This window comes from Aquabacterium sp. G14 (genome assembly GCF_037482285.1).
In the GTDB taxonomy this organism is placed as follows: domain Bacteria; phylum Pseudomonadota; class Gammaproteobacteria; order Burkholderiales; family Burkholderiaceae_C; genus Aquabacterium.
On sequence record NZ_JBBEYB010000015.1, the window covers coordinates 29910 to 53548 of the forward strand.

Annotated in this window: 22 protein-coding genes; 15 read left to right on the forward strand and 7 right to left on the reverse strand. The window is 66.7% G+C overall.

The features are described 5' to 3' along the window. Positions 1–7: 7 nt before the first annotated feature. The 3 genes from WIT60_RS14100 to WIT60_RS14110 form a co-directional block, all read right to left on the reverse strand. Positions 8–1183 carry a glycosyltransferase gene (locus tag WIT60_RS14100; protein WP_339584521.1) on the reverse strand — a complete coding sequence of 392 codons (1176 nt, stop codon included), beginning with the start codon at positions 1181–1183 and terminating at the stop codon, positions 8–10. Next, the gene (locus WIT60_RS14105) at positions 1180–1839 is read right to left on the reverse strand and encodes an LbetaH domain-containing protein (RefSeq protein WP_339584522.1); all 660 of its coding nucleotides are present in this window, start codon (positions 1837–1839) and stop codon (positions 1180–1182) included. Before WIT60_RS14105 ends, WIT60_RS14100 begins: the two co-directional genes overlap by 4 nt. A gap of 107 nt (positions 1840–1946) precedes the next feature. Next, positions 1947–3323 (reverse strand): MATE family efflux transporter, encoded by a 1377-nt coding sequence (locus WIT60_RS14110; RefSeq protein ID WP_339584523.1) that lies wholly within the window; start codon positions 3321–3323, stop codon positions 1947–1949. Between the two features lie 65 nt (positions 3324–3388). Here WIT60_RS14110 and lysS point away from each other — a divergent pair, with 65 nt between their 5' ends. From lysS to WIT60_RS14160, 10 genes are all read left to right on the forward strand, one after another. Further along, entirely contained in the window at positions 3389–4915 is a 1527-nt protein-coding gene (gene lysS / locus WIT60_RS14115) for a lysine--tRNA ligase (protein ID WP_339584524.1), read from the forward strand. Positions 4916–5036: 121 nt separating this feature from the next. Beyond that, positions 5037–5627: a hypothetical protein gene (locus tag WIT60_RS14120; protein ID WP_445207708.1), complete on the forward strand. Its 591-nt coding sequence runs from the start codon at positions 5037–5039 to the stop codon at positions 5625–5627. A 35-nt stretch (positions 5628–5662) separates the two neighbouring features. Next, positions 5663–6331 (forward strand): TlpA family protein disulfide reductase, encoded by a 669-nt coding sequence (locus tag WIT60_RS14125; RefSeq protein WP_339584526.1) that lies wholly within the window; start codon positions 5663–5665, stop codon positions 6329–6331. 139 nt (positions 6332–6470) lie between these two features. Beyond that, entirely contained in the window at positions 6471–6920 is a 450-nt protein-coding gene (gene aroQ, locus WIT60_RS14130; protein WP_339584527.1) for a type II 3-dehydroquinate dehydratase, read from the forward strand. A gap of 81 nt (positions 6921–7001) precedes the next feature. Then, positions 7002–7469 (forward strand): acetyl-CoA carboxylase biotin carboxyl carrier protein, encoded by a 468-nt coding sequence (gene accB / locus WIT60_RS14135; protein ID WP_339584528.1) that lies wholly within the window; start codon positions 7002–7004, stop codon positions 7467–7469. A gap of 15 nt (positions 7470–7484) precedes the next feature. Then, positions 7485–8834, forward strand: coding sequence for an acetyl-CoA carboxylase biotin carboxylase subunit (gene accC / locus WIT60_RS14140; RefSeq protein ID WP_339584529.1), 1350 nt, complete (start codon positions 7485–7487; stop codon positions 8832–8834). A gap of 19 nt (positions 8835–8853) precedes the next feature. Continuing rightward, positions 8854–9798 (forward strand): 50S ribosomal protein L11 methyltransferase, encoded by a 945-nt coding sequence (gene prmA / locus WIT60_RS14145; RefSeq protein WP_339584565.1) that lies wholly within the window; start codon positions 8854–8856, stop codon positions 9796–9798. Between the two features lie 9 nt (positions 9799–9807). Next, positions 9808–11184, forward strand: a complete 1377-nt coding sequence (locus tag WIT60_RS14150; RefSeq protein WP_339584530.1) for a zinc-ribbon and DUF3426 domain-containing protein — start codon at positions 9808–9810, stop codon at positions 11182–11184. 21 nt (positions 11185–11205) lie between these two features. Further along, positions 11206–12111 (forward strand): carbohydrate kinase family protein, encoded by a 906-nt coding sequence (locus WIT60_RS14155; protein WP_339584531.1) that lies wholly within the window; start codon positions 11206–11208, stop codon positions 12109–12111. A 60-nt stretch (positions 12112–12171) separates the two neighbouring features. Further along, positions 12172–13176 (forward strand): endonuclease/exonuclease/phosphatase family protein, encoded by a 1005-nt coding sequence (locus tag WIT60_RS14160; protein ID WP_339584532.1) that lies wholly within the window; start codon positions 12172–12174, stop codon positions 13174–13176. 19 nt (positions 13177–13195) lie between these two features. Here the strand turns inward: WIT60_RS14160 and gpmA are convergent, their stop codons facing one another. After that, positions 13196–13939, reverse strand: a complete 744-nt coding sequence (gene gpmA, locus WIT60_RS14165; protein WP_320362110.1) for a 2,3-diphosphoglycerate-dependent phosphoglycerate mutase — start codon at positions 13937–13939, stop codon at positions 13196–13198. Between the two features lie 118 nt (positions 13940–14057). On the opposite strand from gpmA, the gene WIT60_RS14170 reads away from it, so the two are divergent. From WIT60_RS14170 to WIT60_RS14185, 4 genes are all read left to right on the forward strand, one after another. Then, positions 14058–14474, forward strand: coding sequence for a rhodanese-like domain-containing protein (locus WIT60_RS14170; protein ID WP_339584533.1), 417 nt, complete (start codon positions 14058–14060; stop codon positions 14472–14474). A gap of 115 nt (positions 14475–14589) precedes the next feature. After that, positions 14590–14850, forward strand: coding sequence for a glutaredoxin 3 (gene grxC, locus WIT60_RS14175; RefSeq protein ID WP_339584534.1), 261 nt, complete (start codon positions 14590–14592; stop codon positions 14848–14850). Positions 14851–15082: 232 nt separating this feature from the next. Continuing rightward, complete coding sequence (secB, locus tag WIT60_RS14180) at positions 15083–15532, forward strand: protein-export chaperone SecB (protein WP_339584535.1); 450 nt, start codon at positions 15083–15085, stop codon at positions 15530–15532. A gap of 4 nt (positions 15533–15536) precedes the next feature. Further along, complete coding sequence (locus WIT60_RS14185; protein WP_339584536.1) at positions 15537–16541, forward strand: NAD(P)H-dependent glycerol-3-phosphate dehydrogenase; 1005 nt, start codon at positions 15537–15539, stop codon at positions 16539–16541. A gap of 27 nt (positions 16542–16568) precedes the next feature. On the opposite strand, the gene trmL is transcribed toward WIT60_RS14185, so the two are convergent. The 3 genes from trmL to WIT60_RS14200 form a co-directional block, all read right to left on the reverse strand. Next, on the reverse strand, positions 16569–17039 hold the full coding sequence (gene trmL, locus WIT60_RS14190) for a tRNA (uridine(34)/cytosine(34)/5-carboxymethylaminomethyluridine(34)-2'-O)-methyltransferase TrmL (protein ID WP_339584537.1): 471 nt from the start codon (positions 17037–17039) through the stop codon (positions 16569–16571). Positions 17040–17047: 8 nt separating this feature from the next. Next, positions 17048–19807 (reverse strand): bifunctional diguanylate cyclase/phosphodiesterase, encoded by a 2760-nt coding sequence (locus WIT60_RS14195; RefSeq protein WP_339584538.1) that lies wholly within the window; start codon positions 19805–19807, stop codon positions 17048–17050. Positions 19808–19963: 156 nt separating this feature from the next. Next, positions 19964–21589, reverse strand: coding sequence for an HDOD domain-containing protein (locus tag WIT60_RS14200; protein WP_339584539.1), 1626 nt, complete (start codon positions 21587–21589; stop codon positions 19964–19966). A 133-nt stretch (positions 21590–21722) separates the two neighbouring features. Between WIT60_RS14200 and WIT60_RS14205 the strand changes: the two genes are divergently transcribed. Next, positions 21723–23567, forward strand: a complete 1845-nt coding sequence (locus WIT60_RS14205; protein WP_339584540.1) for a bifunctional metallophosphatase/5'-nucleotidase — start codon at positions 21723–21725, stop codon at positions 23565–23567. The last annotated feature ends 72 nt before the right edge of the window (positions 23568–23639 follow it).

Genomic DNA, 23639 nt, shown 5'->3' on the forward strand with positions numbered 1-23639 from the left:
AGGCAAATCAGGTGCGCTCGGCCGGACGACGGCGCGCCAAGCGGGGCGTCAGCGGGTGCAGCACGCGCTGGTACAGGCGCCACATCGCGTCCATCTGTCCCCGGCGAGAGGCCTCGCGCTCGATGCGCGCATGGTTGTGCTGGCCCCTCTGCGCCGCCTGCTCAGGTTGATCGTGCACTTGCAGCAGGGCCTGGGTCAGAGCATCGACATCGCGCACCGGCACGATCCAGCCGCCTTGTTCGTCGATCCACTGGCGGTTGGCCGGCAGGTCAGAGGCGATGATGGGCAGGCCGCAGGCCATGGATTCGAGCACCGACACCGAAGTGGCATCGCTGGTGGGCACCGACACCGACACGCGGCTGCGCTGGATGGCGGCCACCATGGCCGCATCGCCCACCCGACCGTGGAACTGCACATGATCCTGCACGCCCAGGTGTTTGACCTTCAGCTCCAACTCGGCCTGCTGCAAGCCCCCGCCCAACAGGTGCAAGGTCATCTGCGTGTCCGGTCGCTCGGCCACGACACGGGCGAATGCCTCGATGATGACGTCGATGTTGTAGTTGGGCTCCCAGGTGCGCAGGCTCACCACCTCGAAGCCGTCCGCGGGCTGGGCCGGCACGAACTTGTCCGTGTCGGCGCCCCACAGAATCTGGTGACAGGGACCAGCCGGGTGGTAACGCGCGATCTCGTCGATCATGTCCATCGAATCGGCCGTGACCAGGTCGGCATGGTGCATGGACCAGGCCACCACCATGCGCATCAGGCGGCTCTGCCGCGGCGTGACCAGGATGTCGCTGCCCCAGGCCGTCAGCACCTTGGGCAGGCTCAACCCACATGCCGTGGCCCACAGGCCGTACGAGGTCACATAGTGGCCATGCACCAAGTTCGGCTGGAAACGCGCCGCCACCTCGCGCGCCACCCGGCGCACCTGCGGCAAGGCCGTGAACCAGCTCAGCTTGTCGGCGCCCGGCGCCACGGCGATCACCTCTTCGGCACCCGGCACCTCGGCCGGCTGGCGCGTGATGACCACCGCGCGCGCGCCACGCTCGGCCACGGCGGCCACCCAGCGACGCGTGTGCACGCTCGACGCATCGGCGAAGAACAGGATGCGCACGCCCTCGTCCGCCTGGCCCGTGGCCTGCGCCGAATTCACCTTGCCCACCGAACTCACCTGGGTCGTCATGCCTGTTCCTTCTGCGCGGTGCCCGCCTCAGCCCCGCCATTCAAGGCCCGGCGCAAATGGTCCTTGCCGGCCCACTGCGCATACAGCGCCTGCAACTCAGGATGGCGCAGCAACAGCGCCCGGTCCAGCTCGCGGGTGTCGCCCACCACCTCGGCGCGCTTGCCTTGCTCGCGCGTGGCCACGATCGCAAAGTCCGGCACGCTGCCCGACACAAAGCTGAAGCCCTGCACGATCACACCCTTGCCCACCTGGGCACCAGGCGCGATCACACTGTGCGGCCCGATGAAGCTGTACGCCCCGATGCGGGTCGCCTTGCGCACGTAACCCTGGGGGTTGGGGTCGGTCGCATAGCGACGTCCCATCACCCGCACCGCCTGGTGGCTGGAATGGCTGAGGATGGAGGCGTAGTTGGTCACCTGCACGCCTTCTTCGATCAGCAGCCCATTGGAGCCGTCGATGCGGTTGAAGTGCCCGATGAAGACATGGTCTTGCAAGACCAGCTTGTCTCGCCCTTCGACACAGCTGTGCGTGCTGACCCGCGTGTGCGGGCACCAGCTGCCATCGGCATTGCGCCAGCCATAGACGATGCGCGGACCAGTGAAGGCCGCGAGCACGCGCACGACAGGGTGTTTGAGTCGCTGGATCAGGACCGACATGGGGGAAGTGGATGGCCTCGTCAACCCGCTATTGTCCCCGATCCACGTCCTCTCCCAGCCCTCTGCCCCCTGAAGGACGGGCTGGGCGCCCTCCGCGGGCCCCGTGCTCACGGCAGCCGGGTCAAGGACGGTTGCCACAGTGCCCGCACCGGCAGCCCAGCGTGGCGCAGGAACACGCCATACGCCACCGCGATCGCCACGATGTAACCCAGGCTGGACGACACCGCCGCGCCCACAGCCCCCCAGCGCGGCACCAGCAGCCAGCCCAGGCCAAAACTCACCAGCAAGGACAGCCCGGCAATGCCCCCGGACAGCTGCGGCCGCCCGAGGTGATTGGTGTAGAACGCCGACAGGCTGGACGCCGCCGCATACGCCGCCACGCCCGGCAGCAAGGCCGCCAGCGGCCACAAGGACGCGGCATACACCTCGCCCATCACCCACGGCAGCCCCCACCAGGCCAGACCCAGCAGCACGGGAGCCGCCGCCAGCGTGGCCAGCACATTGATGCGCACGGCGTGCACCGTCATGCTCGCCGCCACCTTCACATCCGGATGCCCGATGCGGGCGTACAGCGACACCGTCACCGACGAGGACAGCAGCCACAGCAACTCGGCCACCGTCACCGCCACCGAATAGGTCCCCACCGTGCTCAGGCCCTGGAAGTGCTCCACCAAGAACAGTGACGCGCGGTAATTGAGCAGGCTGATGACATTGGTGATGCCGATGGTGGCCACAAACGGCCACTGATGCCACCACACCGGGTGCGTGTCCCCCAGCGGTGGCTGATCCGACAGACGCAGGTGCTCGGCCAGGTCATCGTCGCGCTGGCTGGCGTTGCGCAAGGCGTAGATGGCCGTGAGCACCGCGACCAGGGACTTGCCACTCACCCAGGCCGTGAGCACCAGCACGACCATGGAGGTGCTGCGCGTCGTGCCCTCGCCGATCCAGGCCACGCCCGCCAGGCCGCCCAGCACCAAGGCCGGTGCCGCCACCTGCGCCAGGTTGATCGGCCACATGCGCCCCTCGCCCAGCCACAGGCCGGTGGCCGTGGGGACCAGCAACAGGAACGGCGCCGCCAGCGCCAGCAACCACAACTGCGAATACGGCAGGCTCTTGGCCCCCCAGGACAGCGCCAGCAGCCCCAGCGAGGCCACCGCCCCCAGGCCCACCGCCGCCCGCAACACGCCGCGCAACATCGGCAGGGTGCGTGCAGACCGCGCGTCGGCCTGCTGCGACATCTGCCGGGCCAGCCACAGCCCCAGCCCCGAAAACAAGGTCAGCAAGCCGGCTTCGACCGCCACGAACAGCGCAAACGCCCCCTGCACCCGCGGCCCCTGGCGCGCCACCATCACCGTGATGGCCAGCCCCAGGCTCACCATCAGCAATTTCGCCACCAGATTGCCCAGCGCCGCCTTCGGCAAGGCCTGCCAGAGCCGGCGCCAACCGGTCGTCGCAGCGTGGGAATCGGAATCTTGCACAAACATGGCCCTCATTGTGCCCACGGTTTCATACAATCGAGGGTTTGGCCGACTCCACTTTTGCCGCCACCATGACCACGTCCCACACCCATCTCCCGCACGAAACGGCTCCGGAACCCACGATCGACACCAACAAACTGGTGGCCGAGCGCCGCGAGAAACTGGCCGCCATCCGTGCCCAGGGCGTGGCATTCCCCAACGATTTCAAGCCGGCCGACCGCGCCGCCCAGTTGCACGCCGCCCACGACGGCACCGAAGCGCCCGAACTGGAAGCCCAGGGCATCACCGCCAGCGTCGGCGGCCGCCTGATGCTCAAGCGCGTCATGGGCAAGGCCTGCTTCGGCACCCTGCAAGACGCCACCGGCCGCATCCAGGTCTATGTGACCCTGGACGCCGTCGGCCCCGACGCCCTGCAGGCCTTCAAGCACTGGGACCTGGGCGACATCCTGGGCGCCGAGGGCACCCTGTTCAAGACCAAGACCGGCGAGCTGTCGATCAAGGTCACCAAGATCCGTCTGCTGACCAAGGCCCTGCGTCCGCTGCCCGACAAGTTCCACGGCATGACCGACCAGGAGCAGAAGTACCGCCAGCGCTACGTGGACCTGATCGTCGACGAAGAGTCGCGCGCCCGCTTCATCGCCCGCTCCAAGGCCATCGCCTCGATCCGCGCCTTCATGGTCGACCACCAGTTCCTGGAAGTCGAAACGCCGATGATGCACCCCATCCCTGGCGGCGCCAACGCCAAGCCCTTCATCACCCACCACAACGCACTCGACCAGGAGATGTTCCTGCGCATCGCGCCCGAGCTTTACCTCAAGCGCCTGGTGGTCGGTGGTTTCGAGCGCGTGTTCGAAATCAACCGCAACTTCCGCAACGAAGGGGTGTCCGTGCGACACAACCCCGAGTTCACCATGATGGAGTTCTACGCGGCCTGGTGGAACCACCACGACCTGATGGACTTCACCGAGTCCATCCTGCGCCATGCGGCCCGTGCGGCCGTCGGTACCGCCAAGATCACCTACGGCGGCAAGGAAGTGGACCTGGAGTCGCCCTTCGCCCGTCTGACGGTGCGTGACTCGCTGATCCAGGTCGCCGGCCTGACGCCGGAGCAGGCCGACAACGCTGCTTTCTTGCACGACAAGCTCAAGAGCCTGGGCGAAGAGCCCCCGGCCCGCTGGAACCTGGCCGAGTTGCAATTCGGCATGTTCGAAGCAGTGGTGGAAGAAAAGCTGTGGCAGCCGACCTTCATCATCGACTACCCGGTCGAAGTCTCGCCGCTGGCCCGCGCCTCGGACAGCAACCCCAGCATCACCGAGCGCTTCGAGCTGTTCATCACCGGCCGCGAATACGGCAACGGCTTCTCTGAGCTGAACGACCCCGAAGAGCAGGCCGCCCGCTTTGCCGCCCAGGCCAGCGCCAAGGATGCCGGCGACGAAGAGGCCATGTACTTCGACGCCGACTACATCCGCGCCCTGGAATACGGCCTGCCCCCGACGGGTGGCTGCGGCATCGGCATCGACCGCCTGATGATGCTGCTGACCGACGCACCCAACATCCGCGACGTGATCCTGTTCCCGGCCCTGCGCCGCGAAAGCTGATCGCCCGGGCCGCCCATGCGGCCTGCGACGCGAACTGACACAGCCCGGCTGCCCTCGCGCAGACCGGGCTTTTTCATGTCCCTCGCCGGTTGACCTGCAGACCGGTCACAATGCCCCCATGATGAGCAGCGCCAGCATCGAAATCGCCCACACCGCCGCCCGCATCGTCGTGGAAGAAGGCATGGAGTACGGCCCCGCCAAGCGCCGTGCCGCCAAACAACTGGGCCTGACCGGCCGGGGCGACCTGCCGGACAACGACCAGGTGGAGTCGGCCGTGTTCGAATACCTGCAGGTGTTCTGTGCCGACACCCAGCCCGCCGAACTGCGCGCCCTGCGCGAACTGGCGGCGCTCTGGATGGAACGCCTGGCGGAGTTCCGTCCCCACCTCACCGGTGCCGTCTGGCGCGGCACGGCCACCCGCCTGAACGACATCCACCTGCAGCTCTACTGCGACGACAGCAAGTCCGCCGAGATCATGCTGCTCAACCAGGGCGTGGACTACGACGTCGGCAGCGCACCCGGCCCACGCGGCCAGCCGGTGGACCGCCTGAGCCTGACCGTGCCCTGCCCAGCCCTGAACGAGCCGATTGGCCTGCACCTGACCATCCTGGATGCCGACGACCTGCGCGGCGCGCTCAAACCCGATGCCCAAGGTCGCAGCGAGCGCGGCGACCTGCCCGCCCTGCGCCGCCTGCTGGACATCGCCTCCTGACGCGCCCGCCCCTCCCACACCCACTGCCGCCTCCCATGACCGCCCGCCGCCACCTGCCCGCCGCTCCTGCCTCGTCCGCGACGCCCTCGTCGGCCGCTTCCCAGCGCGGACAGGCACGCCGGGCGCTGCTGGTCACGGCGGGACTCGGCGCGGCACTGGCTGGCGGCTGGCTGGCCTGGCGCAGGAACAGCCTCCCCGCCACCGACACCGCCGCGGCTGAGCAGGAGCCCCCCTCCGCCGAGGTGCCCGCCAGCGCACCGCTGATCGAGGGCGACCAGCTCACCGCCGCCTTCTGGCAGCAGCAATTCGACACCCCTCAAGGCGCCCCGCTCGCTTGGCGTGCACTGCAAGGTCATCCGATCGTGTTGAATTTTTGGGCCACCTGGTGCCCCCCTTGCGTCAAGGAAATGCCGGAATTGGACCGCTTCCACCGCGAATTCAGCGCAAAAGGCTGGAAAGTCGTCGGACTGGCGGTGGACGGCCCGACACCGGTGCGCGAATTTCTGGCCAAAGTACAGGTAGGATTCGACATCGGGCTCGCCGGCTTTGGCGGCACCGAACTCGCCCAGACCCTGGGCAACACCGTGGGGGGCCTGCCCTTCACGGTCCTGATCGACGCACAAGGACGCGTTCGACATCGCATCATGGGCGCCACCGATCTGGCGCGACTGAGCGAACAGGCCCGGCGCATCCAGCCGGTCTGACCGAAAACCCCGACATCCAGTCAGACTCAAGAAATATCTGGTCGCCCAATCATTTGTGGCTAAAATCCGCCTACTTTGATTTTCTTGGCCTAACTTCTGCCACCGTTGCAGTATCGGTGTAAGGGTTTGCCAGAAGCACATGCAAGTTCTTGTCCTCCACGGCCCCAATCTGAACCTGTTGGGCACCCGCGAACCTGAGGTTTACGGGTCGACCACCTTGGCGCAGATTGACGGCAGCCTGGCCGAACACGCCATGCAGCGCGGCGCCACGCTCACCTCGTTTCAGAGCAACCACGAAGGCGCCCTGATCGACCGCGTCCACGCCGCACGCACCGACGGCACGCGCTTCATCGTCATCAACCCCGGAGCCTTCACGCACACCAGCGTGGCCCTGCGCGATGCCCTGGCTGGCGTGGCCCTGCCCTTCATCGAAGTGCACCTGTCCAATGTTCACCGGCGCGAGCCCTTCCGTCACCACTCTTATTTCTCCGATCTCGCCGAAGGCGTGATCGTGGGGCTGGGTGCGGCGGGCTATCGCCATGCCCTCGACGCCGCCCTGGACCGTCTGGGCGCCCCGTCTCGCGGCTGACCGATCCCACACGGATCGCGCTCACTGTCGCCTGTTTCTACTGAGCGCACACCGCTCACTGCTTTGCTGGAGTCAAACACCATGGACCTGCGTAAACTCAAAACACTGATCGACCTCGTCTCCGAGTCCAACGTCTCGGAGCTGGAAATCACCGAGGCCGACGGCAAAGTCCGCATCGTCAAGGCGGGTGCCGCCCCCGTGGTCATGATGCAGGCTGCTCCGCAAGCCGCCCCGGTCGCCGCTGCTGCGGCTGCCCCGGCCGCTGCCGAAGCCGCCCCGGCCGCCGCTGCAGCCCCCGCACCTGCTGTCGAAACTGGTCACGTGGTGACCTCGCCGATGGTCGGCACTTTCTACCGCGCCTCCAGCCCGGGCGCCAAGGCCTTCGCCGAAGTGGGCGACACCGTCAAGGCCGGTCAGGCCGTCTGCATCATCGAAGCCATGAAGATCATGAACGAGATCGAAGCCGACAAGGACGGCGTGATCTCCAAGATCCTGGTGGAAAACGGCAAACCTGTCGAATACGGCCAGCCTCTGTTCATCATTGAATAAGGCGGGGACTTCGCCATGTTCAAGAAAATCCTGATCGCCAACCGCGGCGAGATCGCCCTGCGCATCCAGCGGGCCTGCCGCGAGATGGGCATCCAGTCCGTCGTCGTCTACTCCGAAGCCGACCGCGACGCCAAGTACGTCAAGCTGGCCGACGAAGCCGTCTGCATTGGCCCGGCCCCCTCGGCCCAGAGCTACCTGCACATGCCGGCCATCATCTCGGCCGCGGAAGTGACCGACGCCGAGGCCATCCACCCCGGCTACGGCTTCCTGTCCGAGAACGCCGACTTCGCCGAGCGCGTCGAACAGTCCGGCTTCACCTTCATCGGCCCGACCCCCGAGTCCATCCGCATCATGGGTGACAAGGTCTCGGCCAAGCAGGCCATGATCAAGTCCGGCGTGCCCTGCGTGCCCGGCTCCGAAGGCGCCCTGCCCGACGACCCCAAGGAAATCATCCGCATCGCCCGCTCCATCGGCTACCCGGTCATCATCAAGGCCGCCGGTGGTGGTGGTGGCCGCGGCATGCGCGTGGTGCACACCGAAGCCGCCCTGCTGCACGCCGTGCAGACCACGCAGACCGAAGCCGGTGCCGCCTTCGGCAACCCGCAGGTCTACATGGAAAAGTTCCTGGAGCACCCGCGCCACATCGAAATCCAGATCCTGGCCGACCAGCACAAGAACGCCGTGTGGCTGGGCGAGCGCGACTGCTCCATGCAGCGCCGTCACCAGAAGATCATCGAAGAAGCGCCGGCCCCGGGCATCCCCCGTCGCCTGATCGAGAAGGTGGGCGACCGCTGCGCCGCCGCCTGCAAGAAGATCGGCTACCGCGGTGCGGGCACCTTCGAGTTCCTGTATGAAAACGGCGAGTTCTACTTCATTGAAATGAACACCCGCGTGCAGGTGGAACACCCGGTGACCGAACAGGTCAGCGGCGTGGACATCGTGCAGATGCAGATCCGCGTGGCGGCCGGCGAAAAGCTGCCCTTCACGCAACGCCAGATCGAGCTGCGCGGCCACTCCATCGAGTGCCGCATCAACGCCGAAGATCCGGTGAAGTTCATTCCCTCGCCCGGCCGCATCACGACCTGGCACGCCCCCGGTGGCCCCGGCGTGCGCGTGGACTCGCACATCTATACGAACTACTTCGTGCCGCCCAACTACGACTCGATGATCGGCAAGATCATCGTGCACGGCGATACGCGTGCCCAGGCACTGGCCCGCATGCGCACCGCCCTGTCGGAGACCGTGGTCGAAGGCATCAACACCAACATCCCGCTGCACCGCGAGCTGATGGTGGACGCCAAGTTCGTCGAAGGCGGCACCGACATCCACTACCTCGAAAACTGGATGGCAGCGCGCAAGCGTTGAGGTCAGCACACCCATGGCATTGTTTGAACTGACCCTGCTGGCCAAAGAGGCCGAAGTCGAAACCCTGAGCGATGCGCTCATGGAAATCGACGCCCTGTCGGTTTCGGTGGAAGACGCCGACGCCGACACCGAGCACGAAGAAGCCCTGTGGGGCGAGCCCGGCATGCCGGTGCCCCGAGAAGCCTGGCAGCGCTCGACCCTGAAGTGCCTCTTCCCGAGCGAGGCCGAGGCCCTGGAGGCCGCCACCCTGATCCTGGCGCAGGACTGGGCCACGGACATCCATGTCCAGGGCATCCAGCCGGTGGACGAGCAGGACTGGGTGCGCCTGACGCAGTCCCAGTTCAAGCCCGTGCCCATCACCGACAGCTTCTGGATCGTGCCGACCTGGCACGAAGTCCCCCCTGAGGCGAAGACGGTGATGCGCCTGGACCCAGGCCTGGCCTTTGGCACTGGCACCCACCCCACCACCCGCATGTGCCTGAAGTGGATCGCGCAAAACAGCGCGGCCTACCAGGGCCAGCGCGTGCTGGACTACGGTTGTGGTTCGGGCATCCTCGCCATTGGCGCAGCCCTGCATGGCTCGGGCGTGGTGGACGCGGTCGACATTGACCCGGCCGCGGTGGAGGCCACGGTGGCCAATGCCGAAGCCAACCTGGCGCACCTGAAGGCCGCCGACGGCAGCCTGCCCATCGTGGCCGGCCTGCCCGATGTGATCGGCGAAGCCCAGGCTACCTACCCGGTGGTGCTGGCCAACATCCTGGCCACGCCGCTGAAGATGCTGTCGCCGCTGCTGGCCGGTCACGTGGCACCAGGTGGCCATCTGGTGCTCGCCGGCATCCTGGCGCGCCAGGAGCAGGAGCTCAAGGACGCCTACGCGGAAGTGGGCCTGCAGTTGCAGGTCGCCAACGCCGAAGAGGGGTGGATCCTCATGACGGCGCAAAAACCGGCCAAATCAATGGCATAAACGGGCCTTATGAGCCTGGCGACCCGATGCATCCACTGTGGCACGATCTTCAAGATCGTCGAAGACCAACTGAAGGTCTCTGAAGGCTGGGTGCGTTGTGGCCGCTGTCATGAGGTCTTCAACGCCCTGCCGACCCTGTTCGACATGGACAGCGAGGCGCCACCGCCTCGCCGTACGCCGGCACCTCCGACGCCTGAGCCGGCCGCGGTCAGTGCACCGCGTGCCGCCCCTGCGGCACCGCCACCTCAGCCTGCCCCAGCGCCAAGCTTCGGCCGCCTGACCGAAGACGAGTTGCCGCCCGAGCCGCCCCGGCCCGTACCGGCCACCACCGACTTCGAGCTCGACACCCGGGTCCCCGCGGAAGAGATGAGCTGGGGTCGCCGACCTGCGCCGGCGGCCTTTGACGAGCCGCCTCCGCCCGTCCGTTCCGCGCCAAGCGCGTCCGCCCCCTCCCCGCTGGCACCCCCACCGCTGCCAGAGTCCGATCTGCCCAGTACCGACGAGGCCGATGCCCTGGACTCACGCTACCTGATGCCGTCGAGCCGGGAGCGGGCCGTGCCGCGCCACCGCACACCGGGCCCAGAATTCGCCGACGCCGAGTTCCCGCCCGACGCGCTGCTGGATGCCGAGGCCGAAGCCCACGGTCTGGCCATGCCGACCGCTTCCGAGCCCAGCGACGAGGCGACGCCATCAGCCTCGCGCTTCGTTTCAGCATCCCAGGAGAGCCCGCCTTCGGCCCCTGCACCTTTGAGCCCCCCCCCGGCCGCGCCCTCCAAGACTTCGGCCAAGCCCGCCCCCAAGAAAGCCTCCCGAGCCATCCCCCAGACCGAGACGCCGGCCTTCATCCGTCAGGCGCAACGGCAAGCCTTCTGGCGCCAGCCCTCGGTTCGTGGCGTGCTCACCGGCTTGTCCCTGGCCCTGCTGCTGTCCCTGGGCGCGCAGATCGTGCACCAGTTCCGCGACAACCTGGCCGCCCAACACCCGAGTTGGCGTGACGCCCTGACCTCGTGGTGCGAACTGGCGCACTGCACGCTGCGGCCGCCCCTGCGCATCGACGACCTGCAGGTGGACAGCGCGACCTTGCTGCGCGCCGACTCCGAGGGGCCGCACCGTTACCGTCTGACCGTGGTGGTGCGCAACCGCGCCAACGTGGCCGTGGCCTGGCCCAACGTCGACCTGACCTTGACCGACATCGCCGGCAGCGTGGTGGCCCGACGCAGCTTCTCGCCCACCGATGCCCTGTGGCACGACGGTGGCGAGCCCCCGACACGCTTTGGGGCGCGCCCGAGTGCCGTGCCCCCGCAGCGCAGCACCACGCTGGTCTGGCACCTCCGCGCCCCGACCCTGCAGCCCGCCGGCTACACCGCCGAGCTGTTCTACCCCTGATTCCCTTACACGAGACCCACCATGTCCGTCCTGATCTGCGGCTCCCTGGCCTTTGACACCATCACGACCTTCCCCGGCCGTTTCGCGCAGCAGATCCTGCCCGACCAGGTGCACATCCTGAACGTGTCCTTCCTGGTGCCCTCGATGCGCAAGGAGTTCGGGGGCTGCGCCGGCAACATCGCCTACAGCCTGCAACAGCTCGGCGGCGAGCCGCTGATCATGGCCACGCTGGGCAAGGACGGCGTGCTCTATCGCAACCACCTGGAAAACCTCGGCATCAGCCTGCAGCACGTGCACACGGTCGAGAACGACTACACGGCCCAGGCCATCATCATCACCGACCAGGACAACAACCAGATCACGGCCTTCCACCCCGGTGCGATGGGCCAGGCCCACATCCAGCGCATCGAAGCCAACCCGGCGATCCAGCTGGCCATCGTGGCCCCGGATGGCCGCGACGCCATGATCGAGCACGCCGAACAACTGCAGGCCGCCGGCATCCCCTTCGTGTTCGATCCGGGCCAAGGTCTGCCGATGTTCAACGGCGAGGAACTGCTGCGCTTCGTCAGCCAGGCCAGCTGGGTGGCGGTCAACGACTACGAAGGCAAGATGCTGGCCGAGCGCACCGGCCAGAGCCTGGCAGAGCTGTCGCGCGGTCACCTGCGCGGCCTGATCGAGACCCTGGGTGCCGAGGGCTGCAATGTGTATGTGCAGGGTGAGGTCACCCATGTGCCCGGCGTCAAGGCCGCGGCCGTGGTCGACCCGACCGGCTGTGGCGATGCATTCCGTGGCGGCCTGCTGTTCGGTCTGTCGCAAGGCTGGGACCTGGTCAAGTCGGTGGCGCTGGCCAACCGCATTGGCGCCATCAAGATCGCTGTGGCCGGCCCGCAGAACTACACGCTCGACCGCGCTGCGCTGGGCGTCTGAGCGCGCCGCGCCTGAGACACGAACGTGCGTCGCAAACGCGGGGCTCACCCCCGCCGATGGATGGCTGCCCTGTGCCTGGCCGCGGTGGGTGCCTGGTCAGCCCATGCGGGCTGGTTTGACGGTGGCCGCATGACCGCGACGGGTGCGAGCCTGAGCCTGGCCACCTGGAACCTGGAGTGGCTGATGACTCCGGCCACCCAGGCCGAACTGAGCGTGCGCTGCCAACGCCAGCAGCCGCGCAGCCATGAACGCGCCCTGCCCTGCACGCCGGGTCGCACGCCCCCGCCCGCACGCACCCAGGCCGATCTGGAGGCGCTGGCGCGTACCGCACAGACCCTGCACACCCCGCGCCGCGTGGATGTGGTGGCACTGCAGGAGGTGGACGGCCCCGAGGCCGCTCGGCAGGTGTTTCGCCAAGGCTGGAAGCTGGACTGCTTTGAGCGCCGCGCGCACCCACAGAAAGTGGGCTTTGCCATCCGAGAGGGCGTGCCCTACCGCTGCAATGGTGAGCTCAGCGCGCTGGATGTAGACGGGGGCTCACGCGCCGGCGCCGACCTCACGATCTACCCCGGCACGGCCCACGAGATCCGCCTGCTCAATGTGCATTTGAAAAGCGGCTGTTTCCGCGGCGACCTGGACCGTGAGTTCAGCTCCTGTCGCGGGCTGCAACGCCAGGCCCCGGTGGTGGAGGCATGGATCGACCAACGCGTGCGGGAAGGCGTGGCGTTTGCCATCCTGGGCGACTTCAACCGCCACCTGGACCAGGATGAGCGCCGCGCGGCCGGCCCGGACGAAAACGCGCCGCTGAACCTGCTGCCCGCCTGGAGCGACGATCAGCCTCGCGGCGCCGTGCTGCACCGTGTCACCGCTGGTCAACCGTATCTGCCCTGCGATGCCGATGACCGGCACAGCCGCTACATCGACGACATCCTGCTCAGCGACAGCCTGAAGGCCCGATATGAGAACAGGCGCGCCACCTTGCGGATGACGCGCCTGTCGTATGACCCACAGGACCGTGGCCGACAACTCTCCGACCACTGCCCCTTGATCTGGTCAGCCGACTGAGGCTGACCTGATTGGCCGATCAGGCCTTGCCTTGCGTGGCCACGGCCGCGGCGGCCTTGGCAGCGGCTTCGGCGTCGCCCAGGTAGTAGCGCTTGATGGGCTTGAGATCGGCGTCCAGTTCGTACACCAGCGGGATGCCGTTGGGGATGTTCAGGCCGACGATGTCGTCGTCGCTGATGTTGTCCAGGTACTTGACCAAGGCGCGGATGGAGTTGCCGTGGGCAGCGATCACGACGCGCTTGCCAGCCTTGATGGTCGGGGCGATCTCTTCGTTCCAGTACGGCAGCACGCGGGCCACGGTGTCCTTGAGGCACTCGGTCAGCGGAATCTGATCAGGCTGCAGGCCGGCGTAACGCAGGTCCTGACGCTGGCCCATCGGGTCGTTGGCATCCAGCGCTGGCGGCGGGGTGTCATAGCTGCGGCGCCACACCAGCACCTGCGCGTCGCCGTGCTTCTGGGCGGTCTCGGCCTTGTTCAGACCTTGCAGGCCACCGTAGTGGCGCTCGTTGAGGCGCCAGCTCTTGACCACCGGCAACCAGATGCGGTCCATCTCGTCGAGGCAGTAGTTCAGGGTGTGGATGGCACGCTTGAGCACCGAGGTGTAGGCGATGTCGAACTCGTAGCCCTCGGCCTTGAGCAGCTGACCTGCCGACATGGCCTGCGACACGCCGGTGGGCGTCAGATCGACGTCGACCCAGCCGGTGAAGCGGTTTTCGAGGTTCCAGGTGGATTCGCCGTGGCGAATCAGGACGAGTTTGTACATGACGTGCGATCCCATCGAGGTGAAAGTGGGCCGGTGCAGACCGGCCGGGCAACCAGCGATTTTATAATCGCGCACGACCCGTGGCATCTTGCTCGCGGACAGACAAGAGAGCACTTGCATGAATTCTTCGAGCTTCATCACAGCCAACTGGTACTGGATCGTGGCCGCTGCCGCATCGGGCGGCATCTTGCTGTGGCAGCAGATCCGGTCGGGCGGCGCAGGCGGCGGCCTGACACCGACACAGGCTGTCCAGCTCATCAACAAACAAAAGGCCGTGGTGATCGACGTGTGCGAGCCGGCCGAGTTTGCCGCCGCTCACGTCACCGGCGCCAAAAACATCCCGCTGGGTCAGCTGGCCGAAGGCAAGGGCCTGCCGTCGAACAAGGCCCTGCCGCTGGTGGTGGTGTGCGCGGCCGGTACGCGCTCGGCCCGCGCCGTGGCGCAGTTGAAGAAGATGGGTTACGAGAACGCCCAGTCGCTGTCGGGGGGCCTGAAGGCCTGGCGCGAAGCGCACCTGCCGACCGAAAAGGCCTGATCGCCACCTGCCTGCCACAGGTGCCTGATCTCCACACAGATCAGGCGGACTTGGGACTGCGGAGACAATCTCTCTGCCGTCCCAATTTTTTTGATTTCACCGAATCCACGACACCATGCAAGCCGTCAAGATGTACACCACCCAGGTCTGCCCCTACTGCCAGCGGGCCAAGATGCTGCTCAAGCAGCGTGGGGTCGAGGCCATCGAAGAGATCCGCATCGACCTGGATCCGGCGCAGCGCGAGCACATGATGACCATCACGGGCCGCCGTACCGTGCCGCAGATCTTCATCGGTGAGACCCACGTGGGCGGCTGCGATGACCTGATCGCCCTGGATCAGCAAGGCGGCCTGCTGCCGCTGCTCAACGGCGACTGAGACCACGCACCGAGCTGACACAGCCCGTCTGGCGGGCATCCACGCGCTCTTGCGCCCCGCCCCCGCCTGTTTGTGGGGGCCACACGCCGAGACTTCCTCGGGTGTCATGACTTGCGCCCAACAGAGGCGTCATCGGGCTGGTTCATAATCCTTGGCGATTGCCTGACTGGCCTGAACTTTTCGTGCCATGTGCAGCGCCCTGGATTGATCACCCGCACACCAAGGATTTCTCATGAGCGACCAAGCCAACCAACCTTCGTTCAGCATTCAGCGCATCTATCTGAAGGATCTGTCGCTGGAACTGCCGAATGCACCCCAGATCCTGCTGGAACAAGGCCAGCCCCAGGTGGACGTGCAGCTGAACCTGCACGCCGAGCCGGTGCAAGACGGTCTGTACGAAGTGTCGGTGACCGCCACCGTGACCACCAAGGTCAATGACAAGACCCTGTTCCTGGTCGAGGCCAAGCAAGCCGGTCTGTTCGAGATCCGCAACGTGCCGGAAGAGCAGATGCAGCCGATCATCGCCATCGCCTGCCCGCAGATCGTCTACCCCTACCTGCGCGCCACCGTGGCCGACGTGATCAACCGCACCGGCTTCCCGCCCGTGCACCTGACCGAAGTGAATTTCCAGGCCATGTACGAAGCCCAGCTGCAGCAAGCCGCTGCCGCCGGCAACGCCTGAGCGGATGGGCACCAAGCTCGCCATTCTGGGAGCCGGGGCCTGGGGCACGGCGCTGGCCATCAGCGCCGCGCGGCACCACCCCGAGGTGCTGCTGTGGGCCCGCGACGCCGCACAGGTCGCCGACATGCAGGCGGCGCGTTGCAACACGCGCTATCTGCCCGACGCACCGTTTCCTGACAGCCTGCGCCTGACCCACGACCTGAACGAGGCCGTGGCGCATGCGCGTGGCACTGACGGGTTGGTCATCATCGGCACACCCATGGCGGCGCTGGGCAGCATGCTGCAAAGCTTACCCGACGATGCCGCCGCGCTGTGGTTGTGCAAGGGTTTTGAAAAAGGCAGTGGCCGCCTGGGCCGCGAGATTGCCGAAGCCTTGCGTCCGCACGCACGCAACGGTGTGCTGTCGGGCCCAAGCTTTGCCAACGAGGTGGCATTGGGCCAGCCCACCGCCCTGGTGGCAGCCAGCCGTGACACGGCCTTGGCCGAACAGGCTGTGGCCGCCTTCCACTCCGACAGCCTGCGCGTGTACACCTCGACCGACCCGATCGGCGTGGAGGTGGGAGGCGCCGTCAAGAACGTGCTGGCGATTGCCACCGGCATTGCAGATGGCCTGAACCTGGGGCTGAACGCCCGCGCCGCGCTGATCACGCGTGGCTTGGCCGAGATGACCCGCCTGGGCGTGGCCCTGGGCGCCCGTGCCGACACGTTCATGGGCCTGTCGGGCTTGGGCGACCTGGTGCTGACGGCCACCGGCAATCTGTCGCGCAACCGCACCGTGGGGCTGCAACTGGCCACGGGCAAGAAGCTCCCGCAGATCCTGCAGGACCTGGGCCATGTGGCCGAAGGGGTCTACAGCGCCGCCACCGTGTGGCAGCGTGCGCAGAGCCTGGGCGTGTCCATGCCCATCACCGAAGCGGTGGTGGCCGTGCTGGACGACCGCCTCAGCCCGGCGCAAGCCGTGGGTGCCTTGATGAGCCGCGAGGCCAAGGCCGAGGGCGGCGCTTTCTGAACTGAGGCCGAGACTGCGCGGGTCAGCTCAGACGCTGCCCGCGTAGCCGTTTTGACGCCACGCTTCAAAGACCGCCACGGCCACGGCGTTGCTCAGGTTCAGGCTGCGCTGCTCCGGACGCATCGGCAGGCGCACGCGTTGCACCAGTGGGAAGCCGTCGCGCAAGGCGGGGTCCAGGCCCCGCGTTTCACAACCGAACACGAACCAATCGCCCGGCTGCCAGGCCACCTCGCCAAAAGGGCGACTGCCGCGCGTGGTGAAGGCAAACATGCGGCTGGGGTCGGGCTGCATCGCCTCGAGAAAGGCCTGCCAGCTGGCATGGCGACGCACCGGCGCGTACTCGTGATAGTCCAAGCCTGCGCGGCGCAACAACTTGTCGTCCATCGAAAAGCCCAGCGGCTCGATCAGGTGCAACTCGCAGCCGGTGTTGGCCGCCAGACGGATGACGTTGCCCGTGTTGGGCGGGATTTCGGGTTCGACGAGGACGATGCGGAACATGGCCCGCATTATCCCTGCACGCACTGCGCAAACGCCGCCGCCGACATGGGTCGGCCGAACAGGTAGCCCTGGTAGCAGCGGCAGCCATGTTGCAGCAGGAAGTCGCGCTGGGCTTCGGTTTCCACACCCTCGGCGATGACTGCCAGCCCCATGGCGTCGGCCAGGGCCACGACGGTGCGGGCAATCGAGGCGTCGTGCGGGTCGCTGAGGACGTGGCGCACGAAGGACTGGTCGATCTTGAGCTGGTCGAGCGGCAGGCGTTTGAGGTAGGCCAGCGACGAGTAGCCGGTACCGAAGTCGTCGAGTGAGAAGCCCACGCCATGCCCCTTGAGCGTGCCCATGCGCTCGATGACCGCCTCCATGTCGTCGATCAGGACGCTCTCGGTCAGCTCCAGCTTGAGGCGATGCGGGTTGGCGCCGGTGCGGGCCAGCACGCCAAGCACCATGTCGACGAAATCGGGCAAACGGAACTGTCGCACGCTGACGTTGACCGACACGGTGAGGTGGGCCAAGCCGGGCTCACGCGCCCAGGCGACCAGCTGGCGACACGCCGTCTCCAGCACCCATTCACCCAGTGGCAGGATGAGGCCGGCGTGCTCGGCAACGGGGATGAACTCGGCCGGCGAGATCATGCCGCGCTCGGGATGCGGCCAACGGACCAGGGCTTCGGCACCGAAGATGCGCCCCGTGGCGTCCACCTGGGGCTGATAGTGCAGTCGAAACTCCTCACGCTGAAGGCTGCGACGCATGTCGGCCTCCAGCGCCGCCCGGCGGTTCAAGGCGGCTTGCATCTCGGGGTCAAAGAAGCGCAGCGTGTGACGGCCCGCCTGCTTCGCCTCGGACATGGCCAGGTCGGCCTGGCGCATCAACTCGTCGAGGCTGAGCGGGATCGCCGCACCGAACAATGTGACGCCGATGCTGCAGCTGGTGTGGTACTCCTGCCCGGCCAAGTCGCAAGACTGCGACAGCAGTCCTAGGCAACGCGCCGCCAGCGAGCGGGCTTGCCCCTCGGCTTCCGCACGGACGGGGCTGAGCCCCTGCATCACGACGACGAACTCGTCCCCACCCCAACGGGCCAGGGTGTCCTGCTCGCCCAGACAGGTCTGCAGGCGGGCGGTCATGTGCTGCAGCAGCAAATCGCCCATGTCGTGACCGAGGGTGTCGTTGAGGGTTTTGAAGTCGTCCAGATCGATCAGGAGCACCGCACCGGTCTGCCCTTGTTGTCGGCACGCGACCAGGACCTGCTGCAACTGGTCCTGCAAGAGGCGTCGGTTGGGCAGCCCCGTGAGCGTGTCAAAGAACGCGAGTTGCTCGATGCGGGCCTCGGCGGCCTTGTGCTCGGTGACGTCGGAGAAGCTGCCCACGCACAAGCTGGGCTCACGGCCTTGCCCTCGCACCAGGGTGAGGCTGAGACGGGCATCGAAGGTCTGCCCCTGACGGCGTTGGCTGCGCACATCCCCCAACCAGTGGCCGTGCTGGCGCAGTTGCTGCTGGATGTGCGCCGTCAGGGGGGCGGGGCAATCCGGTGCACGCAAGGCATCCAGCCGCTTCGCCCTCACGTCGTCGAAGCTGTAGCCGGTGATGTCGGTGAAGGCCTGGTTGACGCGCAAGATGGCCCCCCGCTCGTCGAGAACCATGATGCCCTCTTGCGATTCGAAGGCGGCTGCGGCCAGACGCAGGGCCGCATCCGATTGCCGAATCCAGTCTTCGGCGGCGCGCACGCGCAAAAAGAGCACGCACATGAGCAAGGCCACCACAGCGGTCCCGGCCGCAGCGAGGTTGAGGCGCTGATGCGCCTCTTCGGCCCGCTCGGCGGCCACATCGCGCAGCACGGCCAAGGACGCCAGTTCGCGCCCGCCGTGGTCCGTGAGCGGGCGCACCGCCACCGACCAAGCCTGGCTGGCATCGCTGACATCCATGACGCCGCCAGCCCCTTGCAAGGCCAGTTCACGCCACGCTGGCAGCAGCCCACCGGGCAGGTGCGGCAAGGTCTGGCCCAGCACCACGACCTGGGCATCATCGCCCCATTGCCCCGGCAGGTGAAAGACGCGTTGCCCCGCTTTGTAGCGGGCTTCGCTGGTGTGACGTTTGTCGATCAGCAGGGCCATGTCCTGCTTGAGCAGCCGCTTGAGTTCGTGGATGAACCAGTCGGCGTCGGAGCCGAGCTCCAGGTAGCCAATGAGCACGCCGTCCACGAACCACGGCTGGACATGGCGCAAGGTGAAGGTGGACAAGGCCCCCAACTCCATGCCGCCCACGGGCTTGCCGGTGGACATGGCGTCGAGCAGGGTGCGACGCTCAATGAGGTCACCGCGGTGACCGGGGTCATGCGCACGCAGCAACACCTGGCGTTGCGGATCAATGAAGTAGCCGTGTGAGACGCCGTGACTTTGGCGCAGGGAGGCGAAGCGCTCCCGGATCAGGGCCTGCAGGCGTGGGACATCGGCCTCACGCATGGCCTGGGCGATGAGGGGATCACTGGTCAGGTTGGTGGACAACAGGCGCAATTGACCCAGTTGCTGCTCACGCAGGTGCTGCCACATGGCGACCGCATGCTGAGCAAAGGCCTCGGTCCGGCGGACCTCGACGCTGTGCAGGTAGCGCGAGACACCAAACAGGAAGAGCGCCACGACGGCCAGGAGCGCGAGCGCAGCGGGCCGCAGAACCTGCAGGATCAAGCGGACGGGCTGGGTGCTGGCGGCGGCCGCCATGCGATCGGTGGGCAGCGTGCGTGCAGGCTGAGGCCAGCGCCAGGCCGTGCCGCTCATGCCCCTCTCCGCTTGACGCGCACGTCCCAACAACCCAGCCATCCGTCCTGCAAGATCCACCCCGTCAACATCGTTCACCGCGCCGCGGAGACCCCCCGGACGAGGGGGTGGATCCTACCGTGCATCCAGTTGCCAGACTTGATCTGGCACAAGAATTCAGCCGCTGGCGGCCTGACGGAAGGCCATCACAGCCTGGTTGCGCAGGGTTCGCAACAGCGACAGCTCCTTGTCGCTGATCTGCAGGCTGTCCACCTGCCCCTTGTCGGCATAGATCAGGCCCAGCACCATGTCGGGCTGACCGGCTCGTTTCATGACCAGTGGCAGCAACAGGAAGGTCGGAGCCTGGACCCGGTCGCGGAACCAGGTGGGCAGCCGGTTGACGATGTTGGGCGCGCTGGCATCTGCGATCAGGGTGTCCACCTGCTTGAGGCAAACGGCCGAGAACAAATCGGGGGTGTCACCCGGGCGGAGGACCAGCGGCACTTTGAACAAGGCGCTGACCGCGTCCGCCCCCTCCCCCAACCCCAGACGGCCGGTGAGCTGGCCCGTGCGGGCATCGCGCAGGCAGAAGATCACACGACGGCAGTGAAGTGCCCGCAACATGGTCTCCAGGATCATCTGCAAGACATCGTTGAGACGGAAAGACTCGACCAGGGAGTTGGTGATGTCCTGGATGCCGTTGGAAAGGATGCTGGCCGTGTCGACGGCGGGGGGCGGCAGCTCGGGTGCGAGGGTGCCGCTGTCGTCGCCCAGCCCCAGGGCATCGGGGCTGGGGCCCTCGCCCTGACCACTGTTGGGGGCATCGACGTAATAGGTGTCGAGCAGGCGCTCACCGGGAGAGCGTGCTGGCACATTCAGGTTGAGCGCCTGGGTCAACTCGGTGAGCCGCTTGCGGGCTCGCCCGGCAGCCTGGCTGACCTCGCCGGAGGTGACATCCAGGGCGGCCCCGTAGGTGCGTGCGATGTCGTTGAGGGCATCGCCCAGCTGGACCGGCTCGGTATCGAGCATGGTCTGCGCCATCTGGTTGGCCATGCTGGCCAGCCACCACAGGCGCTCGGGGCGGGCCGCCAGCGAACGGGTGGGGACGCGCCCTTCGGGCGAGCGCATGCAGGCCAGCAAACCGTCGGGCAGCCCCCAGCTCTTGCCGACGTGCCCGGCCAGCTGCTCGTGGTTGACGCCCAGGACCTTGTGGGAGGCCTGTGCGTCGGTCAGGCGCTCGCCCGACTCGGCTTCGCCAGAGGTCAGGACGCGGATCTGCTCGGCGTCTTCAGGCAGGTAAAACGCCACCAGCAGGCGACCGAGGTTGCGAAACAGGGCGCCCAGAAAGGCCTCTTCGGCCTCGCGAGGCTGGTGCGACAACTCGCTGGCGAGCGTGCCTGCCATGACGGTGCGCAAGAACTCGACCTTGAGTTGCTGCGCATGGACCTTGTCCTCCATGTGCTCGAGCAACATGAGGGACAGTGCCAGGTTGCGCACACCGGCCAGGCCGATCAGGCTGACAGCGCGCGAAATGGTGCTGATGGGATCGGTGCCGGCACGGCGGTAATGGGCCGTGTTGACCACACGCAAGAGCTTTTGCGTGAGCGCCACGTCTTTGAGGATTTCATCGCACAGCGTGTGCAGGCTCTCGCTCTCGGAGCCGGACAAAGCCTGGATGCGTGTGATCGAAGTGCCCAGGGCGGGAAAGTCGCTCTTGAAGCGCATGCGACGCAAGAGGTACTCCAGCGTGAGATGGGCTTCTTCTTCGGTGGATACGGGTGGGGTGGGCGAACTGACCGGCATGGTGGGAGTGTCCTCGATCCCCAATTAGACCTCAAGGTCTCCGTCATCAGCCCATCATCCGCATGTCATGGGGATTTCACGGGGCCTGCGCACCATCGACAGATCGTTACAGAAACTGTCATCACGCTGCCTCATGAAACCCCACACCTCGCTTTTGTTGGCCCTGTCCGTCGCCGCCCTCACCGCCTGCGGAGGTGGTTCGGATGCGCCCACCTTCCCTCCTGTGGACGTGACCGTGGCCCACGTCAATGACACGCACTCGCAGTTGGCCCCGTTTGCAGACACCACCTTGAAGATCGACGGCGTGGACACCCAGGTGGAACTCGGCGGCTTTGCCCGGTTGACCAGTGCCTTCCACAGCTACGCCAACCGCAGCGATGTCATCAAGCTGCACGCCGGCGATGCCATCACCGGCACGCTCTACTACACGCTGTTCAAGGGACAGGCTGACGCGGACTTGATGAACACCGTCTGCTTTGACGCCATGACGCTGGGCAACCACGAGTTCGACGATGGCGATGCAGGCCTGAAGGTGTTTCTGGATCACCTGCGCGCCGGAAGCTGTCAGACGCCGATCGTGGCGGCCAATGTGACACCTCAGGTGGGCACGCCTTTGGCCAGCCAGCGCAGCAACGACTACATCCAACCCTACACCCTGAGGACCATTCAAGGTGTGCGTGTGGCCGTGATCGGTCTGACGATACAGGGCAAGACCACCCAGTCCTCACGGCCGCTGGCCACCACGGTGTTCGAAAACGAGGCGACGGCCGCCCAACGCACCATCGACACGCTCAAGGCACAGGGCGTGCGCCACTTCGTGGTGCTGAGTCACATGGGCTATGAAGCCGACAAGGCCCTGGCCACGCAACTGACCGATGTGGATGCGATCGTGGGCGGTGACTCGCACTCCCTGCTGGGGGATTTCCAGGCCTTCGGCCTGAGCAGCTCGGGCGCCTACCCGACCCAGGTCACCAACAAGGATGGCAAGCCGGTGTGTGTGGCCCAGGCCTGGGAGTACGCCAAGGCCATCGGCGAGTTGAGGCTGCGCTTCAACGACAAGGGAGAGATCAGCGCGTGCAGCGGCCAGGCCTCCTTGCTGGTGGGGGCCAACTTCAAGCGTGGCGGCAGCGCGGTCGATGAGACCACGCAAGCCGCCATCCTGAGCAGCCTGCAACGCAGCCCGGCGGTGCGCGTGATCAACCCGGACACGGCGGCCAGCACGCTCTTGAAGACCTATGCCGACCAGGTGGCCGTGAAGAAGGCCGAAACCATCGGCACCGCCTCGCAGGCCCTGTGCCTCGTCCGTGTACCCGGCACCACCCGCTCGGCCGGGGTGGCCGGTTGCGAAAGCTCCGCCCAGTTTGCACGCGGCAGCGACATCACACAGATCGTCGCAGAGGCCTTCCTGGCGGGCAGCCTGGCCGCGGATGTGGCGGTTCAAAATGCCGGTGGTGTGCGCATTGCCGTGGCGGCAGGCACGCTGAGCATGGACACGGCCTTCACCCTGCTGCCCTTCACCAATGTGCTGGTGGAGATGAAGGTCACCGGTCAACAGCTGAAGGACGTTCTGGAGGATGCCGCATCGGGCCACCTGGATGGCGGGCTGTCGGACGGCGGGCATCCCTATGCGGCAGGCCTGCGATGGGATCTCGACATGAGCCAGGCCAAGGGTGCACGTTTCAGCAACCTGGAGGTGCGTGATCGCCAGACGGGTACCTGGTCGAACCTGAGCCTGGTCAAGGTCTACACCGTAGCCACGAATGACTTCATCGCCAGCGGCAAGGATGGCTACACCTCCTTTGGTCCGATCTATGCGAGCGGCAACTACGTGAACAACTACCTGCTGTACACCCAGACCTTCGTGGACTATGTGCAGGCGCAAACCGCTCTGGGACAAAGCATCAGCCGCCCCGCCCGCGGCGATTACGCGCACAAGACCGTGATCACCAAGGCAGGTGTGACGCTGGCCGCCGACTGACCCCCACCGCCCGCTCAGGCCCGCCCGGCGCGGGCCGGGGTGTGTCGTGGCAGGGCGCCCTCCGCCGTCATG